At 69.9% G+C, this 16,672-nt stretch carries 14 protein-coding genes; 7 read left to right on the top strand and 7 right to left on the bottom strand.

Annotated elements, in window-relative coordinates:
* Positions 1-11 precede the first annotated feature (11 nt).
* Both ACT53O_RS10825 and ACT53O_RS10820 read left to right on the top strand, forming a co-directional pair.
* On the top strand, positions 12-650 hold the full coding sequence (locus tag ACT53O_RS10825) for a hypothetical protein (protein WP_039411775.1): 639 nt from the start codon (positions 12-14) through the stop codon (positions 648-650).
* A 321-nt stretch (positions 651-971) separates the two neighbouring features.
* Positions 972-1,856: an aminodeoxychorismate lyase gene (locus ACT53O_RS10820; protein ID WP_036318905.1), complete on the top strand. Its 885-nt coding sequence runs from the start codon at positions 972-974 to the stop codon at positions 1,854-1,856.
* 83 nt (positions 1,857-1,939) lie between these two features.
* On the opposite strand, the gene pstB is transcribed toward ACT53O_RS10820, so the two are convergent.
* From pstB to ACT53O_RS10800, 4 genes are all read right to left on the bottom strand, one after another.
* The gene (gene pstB / locus ACT53O_RS10815) at positions 1,940-2,719 is read right to left on the bottom strand and encodes a phosphate ABC transporter ATP-binding protein PstB (RefSeq protein ID WP_039411779.1); all 780 of its coding nucleotides are present in this window, start codon (positions 2,717-2,719) and stop codon (positions 1,940-1,942) included.
* A 15-nt stretch (positions 2,720-2,734) separates the two neighbouring features.
* Positions 2,735-3,835 carry a phosphate ABC transporter permease PstA gene (gene pstA / locus ACT53O_RS10810; protein ID WP_112930944.1) on the bottom strand — a complete coding sequence of 367 codons (1,101 nt, stop codon included), beginning with the start codon at positions 3,833-3,835 and terminating at the stop codon, positions 2,735-2,737.
* A complete protein-coding gene (pstC, locus tag ACT53O_RS10805; protein ID WP_112930945.1) occupies positions 3,832-4,833 on the bottom strand; it encodes a phosphate ABC transporter permease subunit PstC in 1,002 nt (333 codons plus the stop codon). Before pstC ends, pstA begins: the two co-directional genes overlap by 4 nt.
* A gap of 165 nt (positions 4,834-4,998) precedes the next feature.
* Positions 4,999-6,126, bottom strand: a complete 1,128-nt coding sequence (locus ACT53O_RS10800) for a phosphate ABC transporter substrate-binding protein PstS (RefSeq protein ID WP_112930946.1) — start codon at positions 6,124-6,126, stop codon at positions 4,999-5,001.
* A gap of 184 nt (positions 6,127-6,310) precedes the next feature.
* On the opposite strand from ACT53O_RS10800, the gene ACT53O_RS10795 reads away from it, so the two are divergent.
* Genes ACT53O_RS10795 through ACT53O_RS10775 form a run of 5 tightly spaced genes read left to right on the top strand, consistent with a single transcriptional unit; the run spans position 6,311 to position 12,950 of the window.
* Entirely contained in the window at positions 6,311-6,916 is a 606-nt protein-coding gene (locus ACT53O_RS10795) for a Rho termination factor N-terminal domain-containing protein (protein WP_239498556.1), read from the top strand.
* A 1-nt stretch (position 6,917) separates the two neighbouring features.
* Positions 6,918-10,847 carry a Pls/PosA family non-ribosomal peptide synthetase gene (locus ACT53O_RS10790; RefSeq protein WP_476152322.1) on the top strand — a complete coding sequence of 1,310 codons (3,930 nt, stop codon included), beginning with the start codon at positions 6,918-6,920 and terminating at the stop codon, positions 10,845-10,847.
* Positions 10,844-12,136, top strand: a complete 1,293-nt coding sequence (locus tag ACT53O_RS10785; protein ID WP_036315652.1) for a M1 family metallopeptidase — start codon at positions 10,844-10,846, stop codon at positions 12,134-12,136. The genes ACT53O_RS10790 and ACT53O_RS10785 overlap by 4 nt, the downstream gene beginning before the upstream one ends.
* A gap of 45 nt (positions 12,137-12,181) precedes the next feature.
* The gene (locus ACT53O_RS10780) at positions 12,182-12,676 is read left to right on the top strand and encodes a hypothetical protein (RefSeq protein ID WP_476152319.1); all 495 of its coding nucleotides are present in this window, start codon (positions 12,182-12,184) and stop codon (positions 12,674-12,676) included.
* Between the two features lie 52 nt (positions 12,677-12,728).
* On the top strand, positions 12,729-12,950 hold the full coding sequence (locus tag ACT53O_RS10775) for a hypothetical protein (RefSeq protein ID WP_476152317.1): 222 nt from the start codon (positions 12,729-12,731) through the stop codon (positions 12,948-12,950).
* Between the two features lie 22 nt (positions 12,951-12,972).
* Here ACT53O_RS10775 and ACT53O_RS10770 read toward each other — a convergent pair whose 3' ends face one another.
* The 3 genes from ACT53O_RS10770 to ACT53O_RS10760 are packed head-to-tail and all read right to left on the bottom strand — an operon-like array spanning position 12,973 to position 16,614.
* On the bottom strand, positions 12,973-13,506 hold the full coding sequence (locus ACT53O_RS10770; protein ID WP_476152315.1) for a 4'-phosphopantetheinyl transferase family protein: 534 nt from the start codon (positions 13,504-13,506) through the stop codon (positions 12,973-12,975).
* 4 nt (positions 13,507-13,510) lie between these two features.
* A complete protein-coding gene (locus ACT53O_RS10765; protein WP_112930952.1) occupies positions 13,511-14,449 on the bottom strand; it encodes an NUDIX hydrolase in 939 nt (312 codons plus the stop codon).
* On the bottom strand, positions 14,446-16,614 hold the full coding sequence (locus ACT53O_RS10760) for an RNA degradosome polyphosphate kinase (protein WP_036315351.1): 2,169 nt from the start codon (positions 16,612-16,614) through the stop codon (positions 14,446-14,448). The genes ACT53O_RS10765 and ACT53O_RS10760 overlap by 4 nt, the downstream gene beginning before the upstream one ends.
* Positions 16,615-16,672: the final 58 nt, after the last annotated feature.

Below are 16,672 nucleotides of genomic sequence, written 5' to 3'. Positions count from 1 at the left end.
AGCCTGGAAGGATGAGCGACGAGCCCCGGGACTACCACCGTCCCGTCCACCGTCCCGCCGACACGTTCGACCGTCGCTTCGGCTCCACCGATCCGGCCGACGTGTCGCGGATCGCGCACGCGACGGCATCCGCTCTGATCACCCGGGTGCGGGATGAGCCCACGGACGCCATCGTTGAGCGGCTCATCACATTCACCGACGCCCACGGCCTCGAGACGGTTGCGGAGCTGTGGTCGCACTCGCCGGCCAAGTCGCTTCCGGGCACGCTGTGGCGCCTCTACCTGCTGCAGCTGATGGTGCGTGATGACGCCGCAACCGCCGCCCTGCTCTACGAGCGGGGGAGAGCAGTGCTGCGCTCGGTCGACGACGTCGTCGCGGGAGCTCCGACACCCGCGGGGCCGGAAGAGCTGATGACCCTCGTCGATGAGATCTTGCGCGGGGTGTTCACCGGCGACTTCGCCGTCGCGCTCGACCGCGCGGCCTCGTTCTGCCGCGTGGAGGCCGCCGGCGCCGCCGATCTTGCCGACGACTACGACGAGACCGAACCGCAGCGCGCGAGTACCTTCACCACCCGGGCGCTGCGTCTGGACACCTACGCGGGCGATCTCACGGCGTGCGCCGGGCTGTGGCGGCGCGACGCGCTGACCTGACCGGGCGCGGGGCGCGGGACGCGGGGCGTTTCGACTCGCTGCGCTCGCTCAACGACCGGGACGGTCGCGTGGCCCCGGTCGTCGAGCGAGGAGCGCAGTGACCGGGGGCGGGCGCGTCACCCGGTCGTTGAGCGAGGAGCGCAGCAACGAGTCGAAACGCAGCGCGAGTGCGGCCGGGCAGAGAAGTGCCGGGCCGCAGAACGCCTCTCGGCGCGAGGCCGCTCGGAGCGGCGAAAGATGGAGCCCGGGGTTACTGCGGCCCGGCTGTTCCAGTGTAACGGACCGTCCCTTCGGGCTATTCCCGCGGTCTAGGCTCGGGGCATGGCCTGGCACTTCGCGTTGATGATCGACCCCGCCGACAGCGGTGATTCCCGCAACGATTTCGCGGCGACGTTCACCGAAGTCGACCCGGCGGCTCCAGCACTGACGGTCGGCGAGCTCAGCACTCAGCGCGGCGACGGCATCTTCGAATCGATCGGCGTCGTCGACGGTCACGCCCAGGAGGTCGAAGCCCACCTGTCGCGTCTCGCGCATTCGGCGGGGCTGTGCGACCTGCCGCATCCCCACCTTGAGCAGTGGCGTCAGGCGGTCGCCCTGGCCGCCGCCGCGTGCGGCGCAGGCGAGGCGGTCATCAAGCTCATCCTGAGTCGGGGCATCGAGCACGGTCCGACGCCCACCGCGTGGGTGACTGCGGCGCCGGCCGCTGATTTCTCGGCCGCACGCTCGCGCGGCATCCGCGTGGTGACCCTCGATCGCGGGTATGCGCTCGACACGCCCGCCCGAGCGCCGTGGCTGCTGCTGGGGGCGAAGACGCTGTCGTACGCCGTGAACATGGCGGCTCTGCGCGAGGCGCACCGCCGCGGCGCGGACGACGCGATCTTCACGACGAGCGACGCCTTCGTGCTCGAAGCGCCGACCGCGTCGCTGATCCTGCGCCGCGGCACCACCTTCGTCACGCCAGCGCCGAACGCCGGCATCCTGCACGGGACCACGCAGCTGAGCCTGTTCGAACACCTCGAGGCGCGAGGGTTCGAGACCGCCTACGAGACGATTCCCGTCTCCGAACTGCACACGGCCGATGCGGCATGGCTGGTCTCCAGCGTGCGCCTCGCCGCTCCGATCACGGCGATCGACGAGCGCGAGCTCGAGATGGATGCCGCTCTCACGGCATCCATGAACGACTACCTGCTCAGCCCGCGCGACTGACCGCGGCCCACGGGCCGCGTGCGCCGCATCCCCCCGGCAGGACCGATGCCGAACTGCAAGGCGTCTCCGCGGGGAAGGGGGGATCAGCCGAAGCGGCCGGAGACGTAGTCCTCGGTCGCCTGAACGGACGGGGCCGTGAAAATGGTGTCGGTGTTGTCGTACTCGATGAGCTTGCCGGGCTTGCCGGTACCGGCGATGTTGAAGAACGCCGTCTTGTCGGACACGCGCGAGGCCTGCTGCATGTTGTGGGTGACGATGACGATCGTGTAGTCGGTCTTCAGCTCCTGGATGAGCTCCTCGATCGCGAAGGTCGAGATCGGGTCCAGGGCCGAGCACGGCTCGTCCATCAGCAGCACGTCGGGGGAGACCGCGATCGCGCGCGCGATGCACAGACGCTGCTGCTGACCGCCCGACAGGCCCGCACCGGGCTTGTCGAGACGGTCCTTGACCTCGTTCCACAGGTTCGCGCCCTGCAGCGAGCGCTCGACGAGGGCGTCGGCGTCGCTCTTGGAGATGCGCTTGTTGTTGAGCTTGACGCCCGCCAGCACGTTCTCCTTGATCGACATCGTCGGGAACGGGTTGGGGCGCTGGAACACCATGCCCACGTGGCGACGCACGAGCACCGGATCGACACCGGCGCCGTAGAGGTCGTCGCCGTCGACGAGGACCTTGCCCTCGACGTGGGCGCCCGGGATGACCTCGTGCATGCGGTTGAGCGTGCGGAGGAACGTGGACTTTCCGCAGCCGGACGGCCCGATGAACGCCGTCACGGCGCGGGGCTCGATGTCCATGGAGACGCCCTCCACGGCGAGGAAATCGCCGTAGTAGACGTTGAGGTTTTCGACTTCGATGCGCTTGGACACAGGGGCCTTCCTTGCTTAGCGTGCCTTCGGCGCGAAGACCATCGCGACGATCCGGGCGATCAGGTTGAAGATGACGACGAGGATGACCAGCAGCAGCGCCGCGCCCCAGGCCTGGGCCTGAGAGGCGTCGATGTCCTGCCCCGGGAAACTGTAGGCCGTGTAGGCCATGACCGGCAGGGTCTGCATCGCACCGTTGAACGGGTCGGAGTTGAAGTTGTCGGTGAAGCTCGCGGCGATGAAGATCGGCGCGGTCTCGCCGATGACACGGGCCACGGCGAGGACGACGCCGGTGATGATGCCGCTGGCAGCGGTACGCAGCACGACCTTGATGATCGTGATCGAGCGCGGCACCCCGAGAGCGAACGACGCCTCCCGGAGGTCGGCCGGCACCAGGCGCAGCATCTCCTCGGTGGAGCGGATCACGATCGGGATCATGAGCACCGACAGGGCGATGGATGCCGAGAAGCCGCTGAACGCCTTGGGGCCGACGATCAGGGCGAAGAGCGAGAAGGCGAACAGACCGGCGACGATCGAGGGAATGCCCGTCATCACGTCGACCAGGAACGTGATCGTGCGCCGCAGAGGGTTCTTCGGCTGCGCGTACTCGACGAGGTAGACCGCCGCGAGGATGCCGATCGGCACCGAGATCAGCGCCGCGATCCCCGTGATGATCAGCGTTCCGACGATGGCCTGCAGCGCGCCGGGGGTCGAGACGACGGCCAGGGTGTTGGGGTCGAACGCCGTCCCGCCCACCTTGGTGATGAAGTCCCACGACATGACGCCCATGCCCTTGGAGAACACGGTCCACAGCGTCGAGATGAGCGGTGCCACGGCCAGGACGAAGGCCACGGTGACCAGGCCGCGCACGACGCGGTCGGTCGACTTGCGCCTGCCTTCGACGATCGCGGAGAAGACGCCGATGGCGATCAGGTAGACGATCGCGCTGAGGATCAGCCAGGTGGCGACGTTGAAGCCGCCGAGCACGAGCTGGAGGGCGGCGATGACGGCGAGCGAGACGACGAGGACGATGGGCTCGATGAACCGCGGCAGCTGACCGCTGGTGAGCGACAGGGGCGGCGTGGACGACGTGGCCACGGGGGTGGTGAGCTCGCTCACGAGCGCTTTCCTCTCTTGCGGCCCTTCGCGCCGGGACCTGTGGCCGCGATGATGTAGCGGGCCAGCATGTTCACGGCGAGGGAGACCACGAACAGCATCAGACCGGTGCCGATCAGTGCGGAGCGCTGCAGGTCGGTGGCGATCGGGAAGTTGAGCGCGATGTTCGCGGCGATCGTCTGCGAGTTGTAGCCGTCGGTGAGCAGAGCCACCGAGAAGATGAGGCTCGGCGAGACGATCAGGGCGATCGCCATCGTCTCGCCCAATGCACGGCCGAGGCCGAGCAGCGTCGCCGAAACCATGCCGCTGCGGGCGTAGGGGAGCACCGCCAGGCGCACCATCTCCCAGCGCGTCGCACCGAGAGCGAGGGCTGCTTCCTCGTGCAGACGCGGCGTCTGCAGGAAGATCTCGCGAGTGATCGATGTCACGATCGGCAGGATCATCACGGCCAGGACCACGCCACCGGCGAGCATCGTCGAGCCGGTGCTCGACACCGGTCCTTGGAACAGCGGGATCCAGCCGAAGTACTGGTTGAGGAAGTCGGCGAGCGGCAGCAGCAGCGGGCGCATCACGATGATGCCCCAGAGGCCGAAGACGATGGAGGGTACGGCGGCCAGCAGATCGATGATGTAGCCGAGGAAGCCGGCGATGCGTCGCGGCGCGTAGTGCGAGATGAACAGGGCGATGCCGATCGCGACAGGCGTGCCGAGGACCATGGCGATCAGCGCCGCCCAGATGCTTCCCCACAGCAGCGGTGCGACATAGTCCCAGAAGCTCGACCAGTTGGAGTTCTGGTATCCGGCAAGGTCGCCCTGCGACCAGTTGGCCGTGATGGCCGGAAGCCCCTTGAGGATGAGGAAGATCGCGACGCCCGCGAGGATGATCATGATCGACACGGCGGCCGTGGTCGACAGACCCAGGAACACCGAGTCGCCGGCGCGCCGCTTACCGACGATGTTGGATGCCGGCTTGTGCACGGGTGCGGTCTTGACGTCAGCCACGACGAGCCCCCGGGTCGGGCAGGGTCATGTGTTCTCCTCGGGTCGGGATCGCAGAGTCCGGGTGTGTGTCCGACTCAGCAGGACCGTCGATCGCGGATCGACGAGCCTGCTCAGCCAGGTCCGGTCTGCGCAGCGTAGCCGCGCAGACCGGACCGGGACGAGGTGTTACTTGATCGCGGAGAGCGTCTTCGCGGCGGCGGCGAGGACGGACTCCGGCAGCGGCGCGGAGCCGGCGTTCTTCTCGGCGACCGACTGGCCGAGCGAGCTGGTGACGAAGCCGAGGTACGACTTCACGAGCTCAGCCTGCTTGGCGTCCTTGAAGGTCGAGCAGACGACCGCGTAGGAGACCAGCGGGATCGGGTAGGCGTCAGCGGTCAGCTTGGTGTAGTCGAACTTCTTCGACAGGTCACCGGCGACACCGTTGGAGGCGTCGACTGCGGCCACGTCGAAGGTCTTCGAGACGGCCTCGCCGCTGAAGGCGACGGCGTTGCCGTTGGTGACGATCGAGGCCGCGTTGAGCGAACCGATCGCGGAGTGGTCGGCGTAGCCGATGGTGCCCGAGCCCGCCTTGACGGCCTCGACGACGCCCGAGCCGCCCTTCTGCTTGGAGACGTTGCCCTGAACCGGCCAGTCCTTGCCCGCCGGGAAGGTCCACACCGACGACTGGGTCGCGGCGAGGTAGTTGGTGAAGTTCTGGGTCGTGCCGGAGCCGTCCGAACGGGCGACCGTGGTGATCGCGCCGGCGGGCAGAGCCGTGCCGTTGTCCTTGGTGATGGCCGGGTCGGACCAGTCGGTGATCTGCAGGGCGAAGATCTTGGCGATCGTCTCACCGCTGAGCTTCAGCGAGGTGACACCCGGGATGTTGAAGATGATCGCGACACCGTCGAGGTAGATCGGGATGTTGATGCCGCCCTCGGTGCACAGCGCCTTCGACTGCGCCGTCTGGTCGGCGTTGAGGGGCGAGTCCGAACCGGCGAAGTCGTAGGCGCCGCTCAGGAAGTTGGTCACGCCGCCGCCGGAGCCCTGCGACTTGTCGTAGTTGATCTTCACGTTCTTGGCGGTCGCGTTGTACGCGGTCGTCCATGCCTGCTGGGCGTTGGACTGCGCGCTGGATCCGCCGGCGGTGATGGTGCCGCTGAGGCTGGGGTCGATCTGGAAGGCGACATCCGAGCTGGTGGCGGTCGGGCTCGCGCTCTCGGCCGGCGTGTTGCTGCCGGACGACGCGCAGCCCGTGAGGGCGAGGGCGGCGACGGCCGCGATGGCGCCCAGCTGGGAGATACGGGTGAGCTTCACTGTGAATCCTTCACGTTGTGTGGGAAATGCGGGCCCGGTGCAGGGCACGCCCCGACGCTAGACAGCCACTCTTACCGGCCGGCGGTGCAGAGGTGAACGAGAGGTTAACGATCTCGAGCGATCGCGTGCGGCGCGGCGGCAACGGTTCGCCGTTGGTTCACATGACACCCCTACGATGTCGGCCATGGGTACGACGAGCAAGAGCGAACGCGCCGCGCGCAGCGCCATCACCGACGCTTCCGCGGCGGCCAAGACGGCGGCCAAGACGGCGAAGAACCTTCCGAAGAAGCTGGCCGCCGGCCTCGAGGAGTACATCGACGAGGCGCGTGACGCCGCCGACGTATCGAAGAAGAAGCTGCGCCGCAAACCCCGGAAGGTCACCCGTCAGGCGGAGCGGGCGCTCCAGCGGCTCGAACGAGCGGTCGCCAAGGCCGTCGCCGCCGCGGATCGCAAGGCGCGGCTGCGTGCCGAGGCGCGCCGTGCGGCCCAGGAGGCGGAGAGTTCCGCTGCGCGCGCAGCGGCGGAGGCAGCCGAGGCGAAGGCGCTCAAGAAGGCCGCACGCCGCGCGGAGGCCGCTGCCGCGCGCGCCGAGCTCGACGCGCATGCGGCCGATGAGGCGCTCGCCGCCGAGCTCGCCGCCCCCGCGGACACGGGCGCGCCGCAGCCCACGGATGACGACGCGGACCTGAGCGCCCTCACCGTCGTGCAGCTGCGCGAACGTGCGCGCTCCGCCGGCCGAACGGGCTACTCACGCCTAACGAAGGCGCAGCTGATCGAACTGCTCTCCTGACGTGGACGATTCACCCCGGGCGCTCCTCGGTCGCGCGGAGGCTGCGGCCCCGGCCCGCACGCTGCTGGACGTGTTGCGTGCCACGGCGCGCGCGTTTCCCGAAGCCTCCGCGATCGACGACGGTTCGGGCGCCCTGAGCTATCGCGAGATGCTGGCGCGGGTGGGCGCGACCGCGGCGCGCCTGCATGAAGCGGGCGTTCGACGCGGCGATCGCGTCGGCGTGCGGATGCCGTCGGGTTCGAAAGAGCTGTACATCGCGATCCTCGGCGTCCTCGCCGCCGGTGCAGCGTACGTGCCCGTCGACGCAGATGACCCCGACGAGCGTGCGCGGCTGGTCTTCGGAGAGGCTGCCGTGCGCGGCGTCATCACCGGCACGGGCACGTACGCCCCGGCATCCGAAGAAGCCGCCGTGGCGAATGATCTCTTCGACGGTGAGGCGCCTCACCCCGCGACACAGGCGGTCGTGGCGGTGCCGCCGCCGAACGTCGACGACGACGCCTGGATCATCTTCACGTCCGGCTCCACGGGCGTGCCCAAGGGCGTTGCGGTCACCCACCGCGCGGCGGCCGCCTTCGTGGATGCCGAGGCTCGCCTGTTCGTTCCCCATGCGCCGCTGGGACCCGACGACCGCGTGCTCGCCGGACTGTCCGTGGCCTTCGACGCCTCATGCGAGGAGATGTGGCTCGCGTGGCGTCACGGTGCATGTCTCGTTCCGGCGCCGCGGTCGCTGGTGCGCTCCGGCGAGGATCTCGCCCCGTGGTTGCTGCGCCAGAGCATCACTGTCGTGTCCACGGTGCCCACGCTGGCCGCGATGTGGCCGGCGGAGTCCATCGAGAACGTGCGCCTGCTCATCTTCGGTGGCGAGGCCTGCCCGCCCGAGCTCGCGGCGCGCCTCGTCGCCGAGGGGCGCGAGGTGTGGAACACGTACGGTCCGACCGAGGCGACGGTCGTGGCATGCGCCGCCCCGCTCGACGGGTCGGCGCCGGTTCGCATCGGCCTGCCGCTGGACGGGTGGCTGCTCGCGGTGGTCGACGGTGACGGGCAGCCGGTCGGCGAGGGCGGCGTCGGCGAGCTGATCATCGCCGGTGTGGGGCTGGCACGTTACCTCGATCCCGCGAAGGATGCTGAGAAGTACGCCCCGTTCCCGACGCTCGGCTGGGACCGCGCCTACCGTTCCGGCGACCTCGTCCGCTTCGAGCCCGCGGGGCTCGTGTTCCAGGGCCGCGCCGACGACCAGGTGAAGGTCGGCGGGCGACGTATCGAGCTCGGCGAGGTCGAGGCCGCTCTGCAGGACCTGCCGGGCGTCACCGGCGCCGCGGCGGCCGTTCGCACCACCGAGGCCGGGGTGCCCGTGCTCGTCGGCTACCTCGCGGCGCCTGCGGATTTCGATCGTCTCGCGGCGCGGGCGGATCTGGCCGCGCGGCTGCCGGCTCCCATGGTGCCGCTGCTGGCCGTCGTCGACGACCTGCCCGTGCGCACGTCGGGCAAGGTCGACCGTGCGGCCCTGCCCTGGCCGTTGCCGAACGTCGAGCTTCCGGCATCCGATCTCTCGCCGGGGGAGGCGTGGCTGGCCCAGCAGTGGCAGGCCGTGCTCGGCATGCCGGTCATCGATCGCAAGGCCGACTTCTTCGACCTCGGCGGCGGATCGTTGGCCGCGGCGCAGCTGGTGTCACGCATCCGCACGCGCGTGCCCGAGTTCTCCGTCGCCGACATCTACGACGTGCCCCGGCTGGGGGCGATGGCCAAAGCCCTCGGCACCGGTCTGCAGGAGGATGCCGCTGCCGGCTTCCACCGCCCCGAACCGACGCCGCGGCGGGCCCAGTGGGCGCAGACGTTGCTCGGCGTGCCGCTGTTCATCCTCTCCGGCATCCGCTGGATGCTCTACCTGCTCACCGCCTCGGCCGTCTTGCGGCTCTTTCCCGGCTTCGACGTCTTGCCCGAAGCGCCGCTCGTGATCGTCGTGGTCGGGCTGCTCGTGTTCGCAACGCCGTTCGGGCGCATGGCGATCGCGGCGGCGTGCGCCCGACTGCTGTTGCGCGGCGTGCGGCCGGGTGATTATCCGCGCGGCGGCTGGGTGCATATCCGGTTGTGGCTGGCTGAGCAGATCGCCGATCAGGTGGATGCCGTGGGTCTCGCCGGAGCGCCGTGGGTGAGCTACTACGCCCGCGCCCTCGGGGCGCGCATCGGCGCGGCTGTCGACCTGCACGCCTTGCCGCCCATCACCGGGATGCTCGAGATCGGAGACGGCGCCGCCATCGAGCCCGAGGTCGATCTGTCGGGGTACTGGATCGACGGTGACGTCGTGCGCATCGGTGCCATCCGCATCGGCGCCGGCGCCACCGTGGGTTCGCGCAGCACGCTCGCTCCCGGCACCCGGATCGGCCGCCGCGCCGAGATCGCACCCGGGTCGGCGGTGTTCGGACGGGTGCGAGCCGACCAGACGTGGGCGGGCTCTCCCGCGGTGCGCGTGGGTGGCACATCCGCGCAGTGGCCCGTCGAGCGGGCCCCCGCTCCCACCCGCTGGCTCTGGGCATACGCCGCCTCCGCGATCGCTCTGGCACTCCTGCCGCTGGTGGCGTTCTCTGCGGGCGCGCTTGTCGTCGCCCGCGGCATCCAGGGTGCGGCGTCGCTCCTCGAGGCGCTGGGCGGGGCGCTGGTGTGGCTTGTTCCCGGTGTGCTGGTCGCGGGTGTCGTCTTCGCCGGTGTCGTCGTCGTGACCGTTCGCGTGCTGTCGATCGGGCTGAACGAGGGCGTGCACCCGGTACGCAGCCGCGTCGGCTGGCAGGCATGGACGATCGAGCGCCTGCTGGACTCGGCGCGAGCGATCCTGTTCCCGCTGTACTCGAGCCTGTTCACGCCCGTATGGCTGCGCCTGCTCGGCGCGCAGGTCGGCCGCGATGTCGAAGCCTCCACCGTGCTGCTACTCCCATCGCTGACGCGCATCGAAGACGGTGCGTTCCTCGCCGACGACACCATGGTCGCGTCGTACGAGCTGCACGGCGGCTGGATGCGCCTCGGCCCGGTGCGCATCGGCAAGCGCGCCTTCCTCGGCAACTCCGGCATGGCCGCGCCCGGACACCGCGTTCCCCGGGACGGGCTGGTCGCGGTGCTCTCGGCTGCGCCGGCGAAAGCCAAACCGGGCTCATCCTGGCTAGGCTCGCCCGCCGTACGCCTTCGGCGACGCACCGCCGAGGGCGACGAGACGCGCACGTATCAGCCGCCGGCGCGCCTGCGCGTCGCTCGCGCGCTGTGGGAGCTGGGACGCGTCGTGCCGGTCGTCGTCACCTGTGCGTTGGGCGTGCTCGTCGTCTTCGCCCTGGCAGCGCTGATCGACGCCGTCGGTCTCGGCGGTGCGATCCTGCTGTCGGGCATCGTCATGCTGGCCGCGGGCGCCGTCGCCGCCGGGGTCTCGACAGCGGCGAAGTGGCTGATCGTCGGCCCCATCCGTGCCGGCGAGCAGCCGCTGTGGTCGAGCTTCGTCTGGCGCACCGAGGTGTCCGACACCTTCACCGAGATGGTCGCAGCTCCCTGGTTCGCGCGCGCTGCCGCCGGGACACCGGCCCTCGCGGTGTGGCTGCGGTCGCTGGGCTCGACCATCGGGCGCGGCGTCTGGTGCGACAGCTACTGGTTGCCGGAGCCCGACCTCGTCACCCTGGGCGACGGGTCGACGGTCAACCGGGGATGCGTTGTGCAGACGCACCTGTTCCATGATCGAATCATGAGCATGGACACCGTCGAACTCGAGGCCGGGGCCACCCTCGGGCCCCACAGTGTCATCCTGCCGGCGGCCAGCATCGGCGCGCATGCGACCGTGGGACCGGCATCCCTGGTGATGCGCGGCGAGACGGTGCCCGTCGGCTCGCGCTGGAGCGGAAACCCCATCGGACCCTGGCACGCGGTCAAGGTGCGCGCCTACCAGTCGACCTCGTGAGCGGGCACGACCCGTACGCGCCCGAGAGCGGCGACCCGTCGTTCGACGTCGACTCCTACGACGTGGAGATCGACTATCGCGTGCGCACCAATCGTCTCGAGGGGCGAACGACGATCAACGCCGTGGCGGCGACCGCGGTGTCGGCCGTGAGCGTCGATCTCGTGGGCCTGCGTGCGACGAAGGTGCGCGTCGACGGAGACCGGCGCACCCGCTTCTCGCAGGGACCGCGCAAGCTGCGCATCACCCTCCCGCATCGCATGCAGCCGGGGGAGCGGTTCTCGATCGAGATCGTCTACGCCGGCGCGCCGGCACCGCGCCGGTCCCGCTGGGGCACGATCGGCTGGGAGGAGCTCGAGGACGGCGCGCTCGTCGCGTCGCAGCCGACCGGCGCGCCCACCTGGTTCCCGTGCAACGACCGCCCGGACGCGCGCGCGCCGATGCAGCTGTCGGTGACGACGGATGCCGGGTACCTCCCGGTCCTCACCGGTCGCCCCACCGGAATGTCGACGGCCGGCGGACGCACCACGGTGACCTCGGCGTCCGCCGTGCCGGTGGCGACCTATCTGGTCGCCGTGCACGTCGGCCCGTACGAGCCGAGCGCCCTCGACGGCGCCGACGGCGTCCGGGTCTTCGCCCCCGCGACCCTCCGCCGTGAGGTGGCGCGGGCCTTCGCCGACGTCCCGGCCATGCTCGCTCTGTTCGAGGAGTCGTTCGGCGCCTACCCGCAGGAGGCGTGCACACTCGTCGTGACGCCGGACGAGCTCGAGATCCCTCTCGAAGCGCAGGGGCTCGCCGTTTTCGGCAGCAACCACCTCGTCCCGGACGAGCAACGGCTGATCGCCCACGAGCTCGCTCACCAGTGGTTCGGCAACAGCGTCGGTTTGAGCAGCTGGTCGGACATCTGGCTCAATGAGGGCTTCGCGTGCTTCGCCGAGTGGCTGTGGTTCGAGCGTTCCGGGGCTGCGACGGTGGCCGAGAAGGCGGCGAAGCATCACGCGCGCCTGCGCGCGCTGCCGCAAGATCTCGTCCTCTCCGATCCCGGGCCCGACCTGATGTTCGACGACCGCGTCTACAAGCGCGGTGCTCTCACCCTGTATGCCCTGCGATGCGCCGTCGGTGACGCCGTCTTCTCGCGCGTTCTGCATGAGTGGGTCGAGACCTACCGGCACGCCCTCGCGACCACCGACGAGTTCCGCGCTCTGGCCGCCCGTATCGCCGGGCGCGACCTCGACGACGTCTTCGCGCCGTGGCTCGACCGGACGGCGCTGCCCCCGCTTCCGCGACCGTAGCGCCGGCCGGGGCGATCGGAGCCCAGCGAGCATCCGATCGACCACGTGAGCACGCGGAAGAACATCGAGACGGAAGTGAAGATCATCATGAAACTGCACTTGCGTCCGGTGGCGGCTCTCGCCGCAGCCGCCCTCCTCGCAGGGGGTCTCCTGACGGCGAGCCCCGCCACGGCTGCCGAGGATCCCGCGTCATCTCCCTCCGCGCAGCACCCCCTCGACGGCCCGGTCTCGCAGTTGTCGGCCGCAGAGGAACGGGTGCTTTCCCGGTTGGAGAGTGCGACCGACACGGCGACCGGCGTCTTCGACGCCGAGGCGGCACTCGCGGCCGGGGTGAGCGATCCCGACGTCGCAGACTACGCGGCGACCTACACGGCCGCCGGCAACGATGTCGTCGGCATGACGTCGTCGGTCGATGCCCAGACGACGCCGCAGGCGCGCACCGTCGCTGCCGCCGCGGCGACGTGTTCGGGCGCGCGCGGCTACACGGGCTTCTGGGGATGGGGCTGGCAGACGGCCCTTGACTCGTGCGACACAGACTGAACGTGTACGTCACCGGCGGCGTCGGCTGCTGGGGTCAGTGAGCGGGGCGGTCATGTTCTCGACAACCGTATTGCGGCTGTTGTCGGTCATCGGGGCGGTGATCTGTCTCGTCGGCGTTGCGCTCGCCGTCACGCTGGGCATCGAGTCGGCATCGCGTACGCCCGCGTCGCCGTGGCTCCTGACGGCCACGGCGACTGCGCTGATCGGCGGGCTCGTGCTCACCATCGGCTCCGCCGTGACGCTGGCGCGCCGTCCGCGGGAAGACGAGCGCTGAGAGTGAGCCTCCCGCTCTGCTTTCAGGGGACCAGTGCGGAGCAGAGGAGGATACCCGGCGGCCCGCAGGAGAGATCCTGACCGCGGGCGGTGACGACGCTCTGTCGCGCCGCGTCGGGCACGGAGGCGCTCCAGTCCGTGCCGTCGTCCCGCGCCGCGACGTGGACGGATGCCGGGTCCACCCGCAGGCCGAGACCGGTGGCCTTGAGGGCGGCCTCCACACGCACCCACCGCCGCAGTCCGCCGGGCACGCCGCCCGCCGCCTCTCGCACGGAATCGTGCAACGGTTCCGCGTCGAGGGCGAAGCCCGCCGCCCCGGCCCGCGGATGGATGCCGACGATCGCCGTCGCACCGGCGTAGGTCACGGCGGCGAACCACCGCTCGTCGTCCACCTGCACCGGACCGTGCGGGCCGCCGCACCTCGGGCAGGGGTTGGTCAGCACCGCGTGCGGCGACCCGGCATCGGCCAGCAGCCCCCGCAACAGAGCCCACGCGACCGTCCGCCGATCGGGCCGTGCGGCCGGCACCCGCGCCCACGCCAGGCGGAGCCCCTCCACCGGCCTACAGCTTCGGCTCGTGGGTCTCGATCGCGATGATGCCCGACCCGGGGTTGGTCGCCGACAGGTGCACGACCGAGAACGCGCCGGTCTCCAGGGCGGACGCGCTCCCGAGGTAGGAACCGTGCAGTGTTCCCGTCGCCAGCGCCAGCTCCGACAGGATGCCGGGAAGCACCGGGCCGTGGCTGCACAGCACCGCGGGCTTGCGCGAGCGCACGCGGCGTCCGATGACCGAGCGGACGTCCGACGTGCCGTCCTCCCACGCGTCCTGGCCGAGCGCCGACGTGCGGTGGATGTCCTTGCCGATCGCCGCGGCGAGCGGGGTGACCGTCGTCACGCATCGGACGGCGTCGCTGGAGACGATCTTGCGCACCCCGAACGCGCGCAGCGGCCCGACGGCGGCCGCCGCCTGCTTCGCTCCGCGAGCCGTGAGCGGTCGCGCCGCGTCGGAGCCGTCCCAGTCCTCACGGGGGAGGGCCCGGGCATGGCGCAGCACGACGATGGGGAACGTCTGCAGCACACCGTCGTCGACGTAGCGCAGGAACTGCTCCATGATCTCGACGTCGACGGGATACGACAGCTTCGCAAGCGCCTTCTTCGGCGAAAGCCACTCTATGGCGGCGATCTCCTTGTTGGGCACGAACGCGGAGGTGCGGATCGCGGCATCCGTCGCCTCGGCAGACCAGTAGTGCACGATCTTCTGCCGCTTGTTGGGCATGTGATAGCGCGAGACGCCGACGGGGATGCCGAGGGCCACGCGGATTCCGGTCTCCTCGAAGATCTCGCGCACGGCGGTCTCGGCGAGGCTCTCGCCGGGATCGACCTTGCCCTTGGGGATCGTGACGTCGGCATAGGCCGTGCGATGGATGACCAGCACGCGGAGCTTGCCGTCGACCACGCGCCACACGACGCCGCCGGCCGCGTAGACGGCGGTGTCGGTCATCGCACCGCCCGCGCCCGACGACGGCGCTGCACCTGCGCCATCGTGCGGTCCTGCAGATCGATGAGCGGCTTGCCGTCGGCATCCGTGCTGTGGCGCTTCCACTCGCCGCTGTCCTCGAGGTGCCACGAACTCGTCTCAGCGCTCATCGCGAGATCGAACAGGTCGACGAGCTCCTTGATCTGCGCCGGCGCGACGACGCGCACGAGCGCTTCGACGCGCCGGTCGAGGTTGCGGTGCATCATGTCGGCACTGCCGATGAACACCTGAGGATCGCCGGCGCCGGCGAACGCGAAGATGCGCGAGTGCTCGAGGTAGCGGCCCAGGATCGAGCGCACGGTGATGTTGTCGCTCACGCCGGGCAGACCGACCTTCAGCGAGCAGATACCGCGCACCCAGACATCGACGCGGACACCGGCCTGGCTCGCCCGATAGAGCGCATCGATGATCTGCTCGTCCACCATCGAGTTGACCTTGATGCGGATGTGTGCCGGCTTTCCCTCGAGGGCGTGGCGTCGCTCGTTCTCGATCTGACGGAGCAGCCCCTTGCGCAGGTGCAGGGGAGCCACCAGCAGGCGCTTGAACTTCTTCTCGATCGCGTAGCCGCTGAGCTCGTTGAAGAGGCGCGTGAGATCGCGACCCACCTGCTCGTCGGCGGTGAAGAGGCCGAAGTCCTCGTAGATGCGACTCGTCTTCGGGTTGTAGTTGCCCGTGCCGATGTGGCTGTAGCTGCGCAGCATGCCGTCCTCCTCGCGGATGACGTGCAGCAGCTTGCAGTGCGTCTTCAACCCCACCAAGCCGTAGACGACGTGCACGCCCGCCTTCTCGAGCTTGCGCGCCCAGACGATGTTGGCCGCCTCGTCGAAGCGCGCCTTGACCTCCACCAGAGCCAGCACCTGCTTGCCGCGTTCGGCGGCATCGATCAGCGCCTGAACGATCGGGCTGTCACCGGAGGTGCGGTAGAGCGTCTGCTTGATGGCGAGCACGTGCGGGTCGCGCGCGGCCTGCTCGAGGAAGCTCACGACGCTCGTGGTGAACGACTCGTACGGGTGGTGCACGAGCACGTCGCCCTTGCGGATCGCGGCGAACAGATCGGCGCGCCCGTTCTGTTCGGCGGGCTGGAAGGCCGGAGCCGTCGTGGGCACGTGAGCCGGATAGTGCAGCTCCGGACGGTCGATGCGAGACAGGTCGAACAGACCCCGCAGGTCGAGTGGGCCGGGGAGGCGGTAGACCTCCTGCTCGGTGATGTCGAGTTCGGCGATCAGCAGGTCGAGGGTGACGTCGTCCATGTCCTCGGTGACTTCGAGACGGATCGGCGGGCCGAACCGGCGTCGCAGCAGCTCGGCCTCGAGCGCCTGGATGAGGTTCTCGGTCTCGTCCTCCTCGATCACGACGTCCTCGTTGCGGGTGAGACGGAACGTATGGTGCTCGAGGATCTCCATACCCGGGAACAGGTCGCCCAGATGGTTGGCGATGAGTTGCTCGAGCGGCAGGTATCGCGCCCGTCCGGCGTCTCCCGGCACGGCGACGAAGCGCGGGAGCATGGGCGGCACCTTCAGGCGCGCGAACTCCTGACGACCCGTCTTCGCGTTGCGGATGCGGATCGCGAGGTTCAGCGAGAGGCCGGAGATGTAGGGGAACGGATGCGCCGGGTCCACCGCGAGCGGCATCAGCACCGGGAACACCTGGGACTGGAAGTACTCGGAGAGCTCGTTGCGGTCATCGACCGACAGGTCGTCCCAGGAGACGACCTCGATGCCCGCCTCGGCGAGTGCGGGCTGGACCATCCCGAGCCAGGCGTTCGCCTGACGCAGCTGCAGGGCGTGGGCAGCGTCGGAGATGTCGGCGAGCACGTCTTGGGGGGCGCGACCGACGTTGGTCGGCACCGCGAGCCCGGTCACGATGCGGCGCTTGAGGCCGGCCACGCGCACCATGAAGAACTCGTCCAGGTTGCTGGCGAAGATCGCCAGGAAGTTGCTGCGCTCCAGCACGGGCAGCGACGGATCCTCCGCGAGCTCCAGCACGCGCTGGTTGAAGGCGAGCCAGCTGAGCTCGCGATCCATGTAGCGGTGCTCGGGGAGCTGGGCGTCGCCGTCTTCGACCATCTCGTCGAAGTCGTCGTCGTCCTCGTCGCCCAGTCCGGTGTCCAGAACGTCGGTGTCGATCATTCCCTCATCATGTCAGGGCCAGGTGACCGACGCGTTAACCACGACGTCGCGCGGCGCT

It is taken from the genome of Microbacterium sp. DMC48, assembly GCF_056313825.1.
This window is presented reverse-complemented; position numbering and strand designations above follow the sequence as displayed.